This is a genomic window from Pseudomonas sp. WS 5021 (genome assembly GCF_012985535.1).
Lineage (GTDB): Bacteria > Pseudomonadota > Gammaproteobacteria > Pseudomonadales > Pseudomonadaceae > Aquipseudomonas.
This window is the reverse complement of sequence record NZ_JAAQWP010000001.1, coordinates 1-11825: the sequence shown is the minus strand read 5'-3', so window position 1 is coordinate 11825 and position 11825 is coordinate 1. Positions and strand designations below refer to the sequence as shown.

Annotated in this window: 13 protein-coding genes; 7 read left to right on the top strand and 6 right to left on the bottom strand. The window is 58.2% G+C overall.

Going from position 1 to position 11825, the window contains the following annotated elements; translation table 11 throughout:
• Nucleotides 1–36 precede the first annotated feature (36 nt).
• Complete coding sequence (locus tag HBO19_RS00065) at nucleotides 37–1272, top strand: TIGR03862 family flavoprotein (protein ID WP_170056687.1); 1236 nt, start codon at nucleotides 37–39, stop codon at nucleotides 1270–1272.
• Nucleotides 1273–1391: 119 nt separating this feature from the next.
• Here HBO19_RS00065 and HBO19_RS00060 read toward each other — a convergent pair whose 3' ends face one another.
• Nucleotides 1392–2723 carry a DEAD/DEAH box helicase gene (locus HBO19_RS00060; protein ID WP_169951146.1) on the bottom strand — a complete coding sequence of 444 codons (1332 nt, stop codon included), beginning with the start codon at nucleotides 2721–2723 and terminating at the stop codon, nucleotides 1392–1394.
• Between the two features lie 48 nt (nucleotides 2724–2771).
• Nucleotides 2772–3668, bottom strand: a complete 897-nt coding sequence (yedA, locus tag HBO19_RS00055; protein ID WP_170041683.1) for a drug/metabolite exporter YedA — start codon at nucleotides 3666–3668, stop codon at nucleotides 2772–2774.
• A gap of 159 nt (nucleotides 3669–3827) precedes the next feature.
• Between yedA and HBO19_RS00050 the strand changes: the two genes are divergently transcribed.
• Nucleotides 3828–4286, top strand: coding sequence for an Lrp/AsnC family transcriptional regulator (locus tag HBO19_RS00050; protein WP_169951152.1), 459 nt, complete (start codon nucleotides 3828–3830; stop codon nucleotides 4284–4286).
• Between the two features lie 64 nt (nucleotides 4287–4350).
• Here the strand turns inward: HBO19_RS00050 and HBO19_RS00045 are convergent, their stop codons facing one another.
• The 3 genes from HBO19_RS00045 to HBO19_RS00035 all read right to left on the bottom strand — a co-directional run bounded on the left by HBO19_RS00045 (nucleotide 4351) and on the right by HBO19_RS00035 (nucleotide 6275).
• Nucleotides 4351–4962: a 3'-5' exonuclease gene (locus HBO19_RS00045; RefSeq protein ID WP_169951154.1), complete on the bottom strand. Its 612-nt coding sequence runs from the start codon at nucleotides 4960–4962 to the stop codon at nucleotides 4351–4353.
• Nucleotides 4963–4987: 25 nt separating this feature from the next.
• Complete coding sequence (locus tag HBO19_RS00040; RefSeq protein WP_032861784.1) at nucleotides 4988–5464, bottom strand: NYN domain-containing protein; 477 nt, start codon at nucleotides 5462–5464, stop codon at nucleotides 4988–4990.
• Nucleotides 5465–5582: 118 nt separating this feature from the next.
• Nucleotides 5583–6275 carry a DUF2076 domain-containing protein gene (locus HBO19_RS00035; RefSeq protein ID WP_170056686.1) on the bottom strand — a complete coding sequence of 231 codons (693 nt, stop codon included), beginning with the start codon at nucleotides 6273–6275 and terminating at the stop codon, nucleotides 5583–5585.
• A gap of 169 nt (nucleotides 6276–6444) precedes the next feature.
• On the opposite strand from HBO19_RS00035, the gene HBO19_RS00030 reads away from it, so the two are divergent.
• The 5 genes from HBO19_RS00030 (at nucleotide 6445) to HBO19_RS00010 (ending at nucleotide 11748) form a co-directional block, all read left to right on the top strand.
• The gene (locus HBO19_RS00030; RefSeq protein WP_169951158.1) at nucleotides 6445–7107 is read left to right on the top strand and encodes a YciC family protein; all 663 of its coding nucleotides are present in this window, start codon (nucleotides 6445–6447) and stop codon (nucleotides 7105–7107) included.
• 72 nt (nucleotides 7108–7179) lie between these two features.
• The gene (locus tag HBO19_RS00025) at nucleotides 7180–8268 is read left to right on the top strand and encodes an endonuclease/exonuclease/phosphatase family protein (RefSeq protein ID WP_169951161.1); all 1089 of its coding nucleotides are present in this window, start codon (nucleotides 7180–7182) and stop codon (nucleotides 8266–8268) included.
• Between the two features lie 540 nt (nucleotides 8269–8808).
• Nucleotides 8809–9609 carry a hypothetical protein gene (locus HBO19_RS00020; RefSeq protein WP_076563498.1) on the top strand — a complete coding sequence of 267 codons (801 nt, stop codon included), beginning with the start codon at nucleotides 8809–8811 and terminating at the stop codon, nucleotides 9607–9609.
• Between the two features lie 63 nt (nucleotides 9610–9672).
• Nucleotides 9673–10080 (top strand): hypothetical protein, encoded by a 408-nt coding sequence (locus tag HBO19_RS00015; RefSeq protein ID WP_170056685.1) that lies wholly within the window; start codon nucleotides 9673–9675, stop codon nucleotides 10078–10080.
• 294 nt (nucleotides 10081–10374) lie between these two features.
• Nucleotides 10375–11748, top strand: a complete 1374-nt coding sequence (locus HBO19_RS00010) for a restriction endonuclease (RefSeq protein ID WP_170056684.1) — start codon at nucleotides 10375–10377, stop codon at nucleotides 11746–11748.
• Here the strand turns inward: HBO19_RS00010 and HBO19_RS00005 are convergent.
• Nucleotides 11730–11825: transposase domain-containing protein (locus HBO19_RS00005; RefSeq protein WP_147392735.1), on the bottom strand; the 96-nt coding region annotated here is incomplete at its 5' end. The two genes, HBO19_RS00010 and HBO19_RS00005, sit on opposite strands and share 19 nt — an antisense overlap.

Below are 11825 nucleotides of genomic sequence, written 5' to 3'. Positions count from 1 at the left end.
ATGCTCGCCCTACTTCGCCGAACCGCAGTCACCCCCATGCCCCAGATCCCAGCCCAGCCTTTTCACGTCACGATCATCGGCGGCGGCCCCGCCGGGCTGATGGCCGCCGAAGTCCTGAGCCAGGCCGGGGTTGGGGTGCAGCTGTATGACGGCATGCCATCAGTGGGGCGCAAGTTCCTGCTGGCAGGCGTGGGTGGCATGAACATCACCCACTCTGAAGCCTACCCGGCATTTCTCTCACGCTACGCTGAACGTGCGTCGGACATTGCCCCCTTGCTGCGCCAATTCGGTGCCGAGGCGTTGTGCGAATGGATCCATGGCTTGGGCATTGAAACCTTTGTCGGCAGCTCTGGCCGGGTATTCCCTACCGATATGAAAGCCGCACCGCTGCTACGGGCCTGGCTCAAGCGCCTGCGCGACCAGGGGGTAGTTATCCACACCCGCCATCGCTGGCTGGGCTGGAGTGCCGACGGCGGCTTAATTATCCACAGCCCGGAGGGCGAAAAAACTGTCCACAGCGATGCCGTGCTACTGGCCCTCGGCGGCGGCAGCTGGTCGCGCCTGGGTTCGGACGGGGCCTGGCTCAAGTTGCTGGAAGACCAAGGCGTGCCCTACGCCCCGCTGCAGCCGAGTAATTGCGGCTTCGAGGTGTCAGCCTGGAGCGAATTGATGGTGAGCAAATTCGCCGGCGCGCCGTTGAAAAACGTCGCCATTGGCCTTGCGGATGACAAACCTCGGTTGGGTGAATGCGTGATCACCGCCACGGGTATCGAAGGCAGTTTGATCTACGCCCTGTCGGCACCGATTCGCGAAGGGATCAACCGCGAAGGCTCAGCCACCGTGCATATCGACCTGCTGCCGGGCAAGCCGCTGGATAAGGTGCAGGCGGCACTGGCCAAGCCCCGCGGCTCACGTTCGATGAGCAAGCATTTGCACAGCCAGTTGGGCCTGGATGGGGTAAAGGCCGCGCTGTTGCGCGAGTTGGCGCCCGCCGAACACTTCAACGACCCGCAGCAATTGGCCGTCGATATCAAGGCTCTGCCGTTGACCCTGGTGAAAACCCGGCCAATGGACGAAGCCATCAGCACCGCAGGCGGCGTGCCGTTTGAAGCTTTGGATGAGCGTTTGATGCTCAAGCAATTGCCGGGGGTGTTTTGTGCCGGCGAGATGCTGGACTGGGAGGCGCCGACAGGCGGGTATCTGCTGACGGGGTGTTTTGCCAGCGGGCGGGCGGCGGGGCGGGGCATGCTGGAGTGGCTCCAGCGCCGATAGTTGCGGTGAGTCCCAGTCCGCCATCGCAGGCAAGCCAGCGCCCATATTTGAACGTATTCACAGATCAAAATGTAGGAGCTGGCTTGCCTGCGATGAGGCCCTGACAGGCGCCAAAGAAGTTACTTCTTCTTACGCGGCCCGGTATTAAACACAGGCACCTTGCGCACCGGCTTGATCGATGGCTCTGCCGCAACGTCACCGCTCTCCACCCACTTGCCCAGGTTGCGCTTGCCGCCACCACCGGAGGTCTTGGGCTTCTTCGGTTTTTTCGGCTTCTTCACCACCTGGCCGCTGGCGTCGGTGTCCGGCACTCGGTGTTCCGGTTCGAAGTCCTGCTCCATTTTGCGGGTCAGGGTCTGGCGGGTCAGCATCTCGATGGCCGAGAGCATGTTCACTTCATCGGCACATACCAGGGAAATCGCCTCGCCGGTGTTGCCGGCCCGGCCAGTGCGGCCGATACGGTGGATGTAATCCTCGGCAACGATCGGCAGGTCAAAGTTGACCACCATCGGCAAATCTTCGATATCCAGGCCACGGGCTGCCACATCGGTGGCCACCAGGATCTGCACATCGCTGGCCTTGAAGCGATCCAGCGCACGTTGGCGCGTGGCTTGTGGCTTGTCGCCGTGAATGCCGTCGGCATTGATCCCCAAGCCTTGTAGCTTATCTACCAGCGCATCCACCCCATTACGGGTCTTGGCAAACACCAGCACCTGCTTCCACTTGCCTTTGCGCATCAGGTGCACAAACAACTCGGCCTTGCGCTTCTTGTCCACCGGCACCACCCACTGCTTGACAGTGTTGGCGGCGACGTTGCGCGGGCTGACTTCGATGCTCAACGGGTCATTGAGCATCTGCCCGGCCAGCAGGCGGATATCATCGGAAAAGGTCGCGGAAAACAGCAGGGTCTGACGCTTTTTCGGCAGCATGCGATAAATATTCGCCAGCTCTTCGGAGAAGCCCAGGTCGAGCATGCGGTCGGCTTCATCCAGCACCAGGGTTTGCAGCTGATTGAGTTTCAGCGCGTTCTGGCGGAACAGGTCGATCAGCCGGCCAGGGGTGGCCACCAGCACGTCGACCCCCTTGCGCAGCTTCATCATCTGCGGGTTGATGCTGACACCGCCATACACCGCGTAAGTGGTCAGGGGCAGGTGTTCAGCGTACTGGGCAACACTGGCGTGAACCTGCTCGGCCAGCTCGCGGGTTGGGCACAGGATCAGCGCGCGCACCGAGTTGGCGGTGACTTTTGGCCCTTCCAGGGTCAGCAGTTGCAGGAGCGGCACGGCGAAACCGGCGGTCTTGCCGGTGCCGGTCTGGGCCGCAGCCATCAGGTCGCGACCGGCCAGCACCGCCGGAATGGCTTGCGCCTGCACCGGCGTCGGGGTCTGGTAGCCAAGCGCCTCGAGGGCGCGCAGCAAGGGTTCGATCAGGCCAAGTGTGGCGAAAGTCATGTGTTTACCGTAGGAAAAATTCAGCGCAAGGGCGTAATGCGCGGCAGTTTACCTTATTTCCGGCTTCGGCTTGCGCCACTGGGGTAGGCTGATCAGCAACACGGCGCTGATAATCACCAGCATCGCCAGGGCTTCTTCCAGGCCGATGGTCTCGCCCACGAACACAATCCCCAGCAACACCGCCACTGCCGGGTTGACGTAGGCATAGCTGGTGGCCGCTGCCGGACGCACGTGCTTGAGCAAGTACATATAAGCGTTGAAGGCGATGATCGAGCCAAATACGGTCAGGTAAGCCAGGGCCAGCCAGCCTTCCACCGGGGGCATCGCGTCAAGGTGCTCACCCTTGAGCGCGCTGCCGATCAACAGCACCACGCCCGCGATCAGCATTTCTGCGGCGCTGGCCATGGCGCCCTGCGGCAACGGCAAGTGCCGGCTCCATACCGAACCAAAAGCCCAGGAAGCGGCGGCGAACAACAGCAAACCAGCGCCCAGCGGGCTCGATTGCAGGTTGGAGCCCATATTGAGCATGGCGATGCCGATCATCCCCAGAATCACCCCGGCCCACTCCAGACGGGTATTACGCGCGCCCCAGAAATATCCACAGAGCAAGGTAAACAACGGCACCGTCGCCACCGCCAGCGCGGCGACACCGGAGGTCACGCCAGTGTGTTCAGCCACACTCACCGCGCCGTTACCGAAGGTCAGCAGCAAGATGCCGATCATGCCCGCGGCTTTCCACTGCGCCCAGGTCGGCGCCGGCACCCCGCGCCAGCGCAAGTAGCCATACATCAGCGCCCCCGCCGTACAAAAGCGAATCCCCGCCAGCATCAGCGGCGGCCAGTACTCCACGCCAATGCGGATCACCAGGTAGGTGGAACCCCAGATCACGTACAACGCAAAAAAAGCGGCGATCAACGGTAAGGGAAAACGACGTGGGCCAGGCATGGGCAGCTCTGCGGCAGGACAAGGGATCGCTATTTTAGGAATCCACGCCCGTAAACATAAGTTACAAAACCTGTTTAAAGCGCCCATACACTTTTCAAATCATGGTTATCAGGGCTATAAGCCTTGTATTCGAAAGCCCCCTATTGACAGAGCCTTATCATGGACAAATACGACCGCATGCTCCTCAGCGCCCTGCTGGAGGATGGCCGCGCTACCTACGCGCAATTGGCCCGCACCGTAAACCTCTCCGCCCCCGCCGTGGCCGAGCGCGTGGCCAAGCTGGAAGCCAGCGGCGTGATCACCGGCTACCAGGCCAAAGTGGACCTGTCCAAGATCGGCTTGCCGATCCAGTGCACGATCGAACTGCGCTTGACCAACAACGGCAGCCAGAAGGTGTACGACGCACTGGCAGAAATCCCCGAGCTGACCGAATGCCACCGAGTCACCGGGGACCCATGCGTGATCATGCAGGCGGCGGTGGGCTCGATGCCGGAACTGGAAAACCTGATCAACCGGGTGGCGAAGTTCGGCTTCAGCAAGACCTCGATCATCTTGTCGAGCGCCATAGCGCGGCGGGTGCCGCTGGGGCATTTGGAGGGGAAGAATGGCGGTGCCTGAGCGGGCGCCATCGCGGGCAAGCCCGGCTCCCACAGTTTGGTCTTGGTTGTTCTCAGGATTGGGATCAGAACCCGCGATGTTTCTTCAGATGATCAGTGATCTTCGCCGCCGGTACTTTCTGCAAGCTGCACAGCAGATCATGGGACAGCTCGCGCAAGCCGTGGGTGCGGCGTAGTTCCTGGGCCAGGTGGGCGGTGAGGTTGGCCGCCATTTCCGCATCCGCCATCGCCCGGTGAGCCTTGCCGGTGTGGGGCAGTTGCGCGTAGGACGTCAGGGTGCCGAGTTTGTGGTTGGGCGCCGTGGGCATCAGCCGGCGGGCCAGGAGCAACGAGCAGGCGAATTTTTGCAGGCGGGTGCGGCGGATCAGGCCCAGTTCGAAGTCCCAGAACTTCTGGTCGAACGCGGCGTTGTGCGCCAGCAGCGGTGTAGTGCCGACGAATTCATTGACCTCGTTCATCACCCGCTCGGCCGGCGGTGCGCTGCGCAGCATGGCGTTGCTGATGCCGGTCAGTTGCTCGATAAACCCCGGCACGCGTACACCGGCGTTCATCAGGCTTTGGTAGCGGTCCACGATCTGGCCCTGCTCCAGGATGACCACGGCGATTTCCGTGGCCCGGCAACTGCTGCTCGGCGAGATGCCGGTGGTTTCAAAGTCGATGACCGCTATACGTTCCAAACCTGTTCCAACCCCATCTGAAAATCTATTTGAGCAACAACGCGCCTTCGATAGGCACGTAGCGGCTGGCCGCGCGAATCAACGAGTTGGCCGTCAGCCCAGGCACGCCGTAGGCCACGGCTTCGACGCCATGCTTGTGGATGATGCGATCGAGCAACATGTCGAAGTCGCCATCCCCCGAGGCCAGCACCACTTCGTCGACATGGGCGGCGGCGTCCATGATGTCGATGGTGATGCCCACGTCCCAGTCGCCCTTGGCCGAGCCGTCGCTGCGCTGGATGTACGGCTTGAGCTTCACGGTAAAGCCCAGGTTGCGCAGGATCTGCTGGAATTGCTGCTGCTTGCTGTCGCCACGGTCGATGGCATAGGCATACGCCTCGACGATCTGCCCGCGCTGGCTGATATCAGCCCACAGGGCGGCGTAGTTGAAGTGGCAGCCGTAGGCCTGGCGCACGGTGTAGTAGAGGTTCTGGACATCGGCGAACACTGCTATTTTTTTCACCGCATATCCTCATGGCACGGGGACGTGATGGCCCGCAAAGGCCGTCAGTATGCCAGTCAAGAGGAGGTTTCCGAGAAAAATCAGACCGGGGCGACCGCGCGCCCCGGTTCAGTCTGTGTCAGACGAAGGAGTCGTCGTCGCCAAGGAAAGAGGAATCGTCGGCATAACCACTGTCGGCGTAGGTGTCCGCGCTGTCATTGCCCCAGCCGCTGTTGTCACTGGCAGGCGCCGGCTCTTCGCGGATGATCTCTTCCACTACCTGCGGTTGCTGGTTGTGGCTGAACAGGCTGCTGATGCCTTGGGCCAGCATCACACCACCGGCCACGCCGGCTGCGGTTTTCAGGGCGCCGCCAAGAAAGCCACCACCTGCGGGGGCCGCCTGCTGGGGTTGCTGATAGTTCTGTTGCGGCGCAGGCGCGCTGTTGAAACCCGGCCGGGTCGGCTCGCGCCAACCACCCGCGTTCGATGCCGGCGCGCTGGTCGCAGGTTGCGGCTCGCGGGAGCTGGTGCCAAAGATGCTCGACAGGAACCCACCACCGCTGGTGGCCGGCGGCGTTGTCCTGGCCCGTTGTAGTTCATCCTGCAATTGCTGGATCTGCTGCGCCTGCTGCTTGTTCTGCGCATCCAGGCTCTTGATCGCGGCTTCCTGCACCAGAATCGCCTGGGTCATGAAATACCCGGCGGCCGGTTGGCGAGTGATGTGCTCCTTGATCCGCGCTTCTGCCTGGGCGTCGCGGGGGGCTGAGTCCGTTTCGGCTTGCTGCAACCGTGAAAACAGTCCATCGATCAGGGTTTGCTCTTCGCTGTTCATGGCGACCTCGTTAGATTGCCGGTAAAAATCTGCGTCCCGCCCGCATTGGGCAAGGTACGCCACCAGTAATGGGGCTGGCCTGCGGCGTTTCAATGATCTTTACCCAAGGTTTACGTTTGTCGGTGATCGGTTAAAGTGTCCGCTGCTTTTTTGGCCTGTGATGACTTTGATGAATCCGTTGACCGTTCTGCGCGACTCTTTCTACTTTTTCCAGCGCAACCTGGGCGCCATCGTACAGTTGTGCCTGCCTTTGGTGATCCTGGAAGCCGTGTTGCAACAAGTGCTCGATCGCACCCTGGGCCCGCACGCGTTTACCGGCTACAGCATGATCGTCGGCCTGCTGGTGTACCCGCTGTACACCGCCGCCCTGATCCTGTTCCTCGACGCCCGCAGCCGTGGCGAGTCGCCGCGCACCGCCGACGTGCTGGCCATGGCGCTGACCCTGTGGCCCCGCTATGCGCTGCTGACCGCCATGAGCACCCTGCTGATCCTGCTCGGGCTGTCGCTGTATTTCCTGCCGGGGCTGTGGCTGATGGTCACCCTGGCCTTCGCCGAATACCTGCTGGTACTGCGTGGTATGACGGCGCTGGCGGCGATGAAGGAAAGTTTTCGCCTGACCCGAGGGCATTTCCTGCGCATCCTGGTCTGCCTGTTGTGCGTGATGACCCCGCTGTGGCTGCTCAAGGGCGCCAGCGTCGCGGCCTGGCCCGACCCGCAGAACCCGTTGCTGGCGGTGCTGATCGACAGTGCCCACAGCTTCCTGCAGCTGTTTACCAGCGTGGTGCTGTTCCGCCTGTTCATGCTGATCGCCGGTGATGCCGACGCCCGCTAACATGGTCCTTGGGCTCCCGGCCACCGGTCGGGTATGCTCGGGGCCTGTCCAGCAGCGCCATAAGGCGAGCCGATGACCCGTTTACTGCGTACCACCCTGGTAGGCCTGCTGATCCTCGCAGGCTTGCTGACCGCCCTGGTCTACAGCCTGACCTGGCGCCCCGCCGAAAAAGAGACCTTGCCCGTAAGCTGTGTCGCCCCGCGTGCGCCGACGCTGCTGCCCGGCCAGGCGCTCAAGGTGATGACCTGGAACGTGCAATACCTGGCCGGCAAAAACTACGTGTTCTGGTACGACACCCCCGACGGCAGCGGCCCGGACGAGCGCCCCACTATCGAAGACATGGCCTCCAGCCTGGACGAAGTGGCGCGGGTGATCCGTGACGAACAGCCAGACGTGCTGTTGCTGCAGGAACTGGACGAAGGCGCCAAGCCGTCCCATTACCAGGATCAACTGGCGCTGCTCCAGGAGCGCCTGGTGGACCTCTATCCGTGCAGCGTCCAGGCCTTCGACTGGAAAGCCGACTTTGTGCCCGACTGGCATATCTTCGGCAGTGTTGGCCGCAAGCTGGTGACCCTGAGCCGCTACCAGATCGAACATGCCGAGCGCCTGCAACTGCCGGTGGCCCCGGCCAACCTGATCAGCCGTCAGTTCCAGCCCAAGCCTGCGTTGCTGCTCAGCTACCTGCCGTTGAGCGACGGCGGCCAACTGGCGGTGCTCAACACTCGCCTGGACAACGCCGCACCCGGCCACAGCGCAGTGCGCGAGCAGGTGCAGGCGACCATCAAGCTGCTGGATAAATTCGAAAGCCGGGGCACGCCGTGGCTGATTGGCGGGGATTTCAACCTGCTGCCGCTGGGGCAATTCCTACGCCTGGACGCCGGCAGACGCGGGCAGTATTCGCCGGACAGTGAACTGCATCTGCTGTGGGACAAATATCCGATGGTCCCCAGCAACAGCCAATCCAGCGGGATTGACCGGGCGCAGTGGCTGACCCACTTCCCCAACGACCCGGGCCTCGATGGGCCGGATCGCACGGTGGATTATCTGTTCTATAGCCCTAGGCTGAAGAAGGTTGAAGCGCGGGTGAGGCAGGACGATACGTTGCGTATTTCCAATCACCTGCCGGTGATTGCGCGGTTCCTGCTGCCCGCTGCGCAATAGCCCACAGCACACAACCGGATGTGGAATAGGGTTTGTGTAGGAGCTGGCTTGCCTGCGATAGCGGTCTGTCAGCCAGAACCTGACCAGCTGACCCACCGCTATCGCAGGCAAGCCAGCTCCTACATTTGGATATTAAGCATGATTATTTGCGCGGCTTGATCCGCGCAGTCGCCTCTGCCACCAGCGGGTCATCCGGCCAGTAATGATGCATATCAGCTAGCACCTTCGACATTGACAGCGTTGTAGCCCATGACTTAGTGGGCTTCTGGCGTTTTCGTTAGCAACACCGTTGACTGTCAATCTCGCTATGACGGATTGACATTTTGAGAGGGCATTGTCGAGAGGATTGACACCATTGCAAATAGCAACACGAGTTCAGATGGAAAAACATTGACACGTCAATCGCTAATCACGCCTCTATTTGCCCCATCCCAAAGGCTCAGATTCAGAGTGGCTTAACCTAGGTCTGCCTGATGTCATAGTTGCAGCCCCTATCCTCGCTGATTAGGCTGGAGTTCTATCCAACATCTGGGCAAATTCATGCGCTACTTGCACCGCCTCGTCTTCTACCCGCTTTCATTGGTGGCTTTCTTTTGGGGGTTCCTCGCCTTGAGAGTCAACCCTTTCACGCTGCTTTACGATTTTGAATTTCTTGCGTTGCTCAAGGCCCTTTACATCGTTGGTTTCACAGCATCTTTCTGGCCATTGGCGTATATAGAGCTGGTTGACTATGTGCATTCGCGCTTTGGCAAAAATGGCCGGCAGTATCTTGATTACTCCAGATCGTTGCAAAAGGACCTTATCGTCGCCGGGCTCACTGCAGTGGCGTTGACCAGCATTTATTGGCTGGACTCCGTGAGTTATGTTTTTTCGGGAATAGACATTGCATTCGTTGGCTTCCCCTTCCTGGTTAACGCTCTGTACACCCTAATCCAAGGCACGCAAGTGAGTTTCGCTGGGAAACCCATCCGCAAGCGAGCTCCGTTGCTCATGTTCTGTGTGGTCCTAGGAGGGATTGCGACCGCATATTGGTTGCTAGTAAAAAATGCTTCGGGTGAATTGGCTACTGATCAAGCATTGTTCCTGCAGTTGACCATTTTGTTCTGCGGCTTCTGCTTCTTTTTGACCAGCAACTTTATGCTGCACGGGTGGAAGCAGGGGCGTTTCGAGAGTTCTGCTTTCAAGCGTTACTTTTTCACTGAGGTTGTGAAATCGAAGTCGAACCTGTATCGAGATCTAGACAAAGTCCTGGAGCCTTTCAATCAGCAGATGGCACAACGCAAATCGCAGCATGCTGCCGCTCTTCGTCGACAGCATAAGAACCGTTCGCGAAAACGTTGATGATCGGTTGAAGATTTGCAAACGGGCCTCTGCGTCAATTCGCACGAAATAGGATAGAAAACAGTGTTTAAAGAACTTCTGGATGCCCTCGGCAAGATCAAATCTCGACCATTGTTGAACGTGTTCTCCGCTTTGGCCTTTTCGACATTCATGGAAGGCGGCGGGCCACTCAAGGATCCTTTTTCCGTTACTAGCCTACTGCTTCCTTTTTTTTTAATGATCGCATCTGTGTTGGTACTATCCTGGGTGCTCTGCGTTAACTACCTGAACAGCCATCTTGCTGACCACGATCACTTCAGTTGGGGACCTTATTTGGGGGGAGTGATATTGGCGTTCTGCCTGTGCGTTATCTTTTGGTACGTGTCGAGTTTTTCCGACCCTATTAACCTGAAAATACTCGGTAGTGTCGAATTTATTCGGATGTTCGCCCTGTACCTATTTGCGATCGAAACGATCAACATTAAGCGTTGAAACGTTCGGTTGCTTCGACCACCAACGGACCATCCGGCCAGTAGCTTTTTATCACCGAGGTTCAGGGAAGATTGATACGTTCACGGCCGACCTTCAGTACGGATCAGTAGCTTAATTCGGTTGACAGCTAATGATTCAGAAAAATTGACGACATAAGCGATCCGTTGAATGAGTACGACAGATCCAACCAGGCTGACCATCGCATGTAAGATTCAGGATTGACAGTTGACGGGGTATTTTTCCGGAGCCCACCAAGGTAAGTGAAAAAACATCGTCGGAGACCTAAGATATGTAGTGCGTGGTTTGTTCGATGAGGCTTACTCTAATGTCTCACGCAAGCAGCCGGGGGTCTCCAAATTCATGCACGACTTTAGACAGCTATCGCCCCTTGACTTCGAAAACCTGGTTCGCGACTTGCTACAGGAAGAAATTAAACTTCGGATCGAAAGCTTTGGACCTGGGAGTGACGGAGGAATAGATTTTCGTTTTGCAAAAGCTGGCAAGACTACTGTCATTCAGGTGAAACACTATCTTGACACTCCAACGAGAGGACTGTTGCGTGCCGTCGCCATAGAGAATGCGAAAGTCGCCAAACTCAAACCCGATCGTTATATTCTGGCGACATCAGCCCGACTAAACCCGGCCTTGAAGGATAAAATCATCGATGCTATGCCTGACGCCGCCCTTTCACGCGAGGACGTCCTAGGCAGAGAAGATATAAATAATTTGCTGGAGCGCCAACCAAAAGTTCTTAGACAGCACTTTAAGCTTTGGTTAACTCACGTCGACACTTTGGAGCGAATCATTCATAGCGGCATCTACAATAGAACAGATGCCGAGCTAGAGCTAATAAAGGGCTTAGTACCCCGCATAGTTCAAAATGAAAGCATCGCAGCGGCGGAGGCGATACTCGAACGACGCGGCACATTAATAATTGCTGGTGAGCCGGGCGTAGGTAAAACAACCCTTGCGCGAGTTTTAACATGGATGCACCTTGCACAAGATTGGCGTGTCTTTGTGGTTGATGACCTCAAAGAAGCAATGGAGGTATGTACTCCCGGCGAAAAACGCCTTATTTTTCTCGACGATTTCCTAGGGCAGATCAGCTTAACCAACGATGCAATTCGAAATATCGATCAGCGACTACCAATTTTTCTGGATCGTATCCGCACCAATAAAGACCTACGTTTTATCCTAACAACACGTAGCTACCTGCTGACGCAGGCTCAACTCCAATCCGAACGCCTAGCCTCAGAAAAGGTTTCCGCCAGCGAATTAGTATTAAATGTCGGCGCATACACCCGAACGATCAAAGCCCAAATTGTCTTCAACCACATATATTTTTCCACGCTAAGCACCGATGAAAAAAAAGCATTACTGAGAGAGAGTTTCTATCTAAAAATGATAGACCACCCAAATTTTAGCCCGCGACTAATCGATTTACTTACTTCGGCAGACTATTTGACACTGCAAAACATCCCCATTCAGGACGTTGTGCTAAATGTTCTTGACAACCCATCCGCGCTATGGGAAACCCCTTACCGATCGCACCTTAGCGAAGAGTCTCGCTTCGTTATGCTTGCACTCTTTTTCAGGGACAGCTACACCACCCTTGAAAGTAAGCGTACGCCGAACTCACCTTGCGCGACTCAGGCAGGCGCCCACTGATGCGGCAGCAGTTGGCCGACCTCACTCGCCCGTTGCGTCGGCAGGCGTGTCAGCACGTCCTTGAGATAGGCATACGG

Excerpts from the sequence above, each read along its gene's own strand:
- HBO19_RS00065 (WP_170056687.1), top strand. The coding sequence starts at position 37 with ATGCCCCAGATCCCAGCCCAGCCTTTTCACGTCACGATCATCGGCGGC.
- HBO19_RS00060 (WP_169951146.1), bottom strand. The coding sequence starts at position 2,723 with ATGACTTTCGCCACACTTGGCCTGATCGAACCCTTGCTGCGCGCCCTC.
- yedA (WP_170041683.1), bottom strand. The coding sequence starts at position 3,668 with ATGCCTGGCCCACGTCGTTTTCCCTTACCGTTGATCGCCGCTTTTTTT.
- HBO19_RS00050 (WP_169951152.1), top strand. The coding sequence starts at position 3,828 with ATGGACAAATACGACCGCATGCTCCTCAGCGCCCTGCTGGAGGATGGC.
- HBO19_RS00035 (WP_170056686.1), bottom strand. The coding sequence starts at position 6,275 with ATGAACAGCGAAGAGCAAACCCTGATCGATGGACTGTTTTCACGGTTG.
- HBO19_RS00030 (WP_169951158.1), top strand. The coding sequence starts at position 6,445 with ATGAATCCGTTGACCGTTCTGCGCGACTCTTTCTACTTTTTCCAGCGC.
- HBO19_RS00025 (WP_169951161.1), top strand. The coding sequence starts at position 7,180 with ATGACCCGTTTACTGCGTACCACCCTGGTAGGCCTGCTGATCCTCGCA.
- HBO19_RS00020 (WP_076563498.1), top strand. The coding sequence starts at position 8,809 with ATGCGCTACTTGCACCGCCTCGTCTTCTACCCGCTTTCATTGGTGGCT.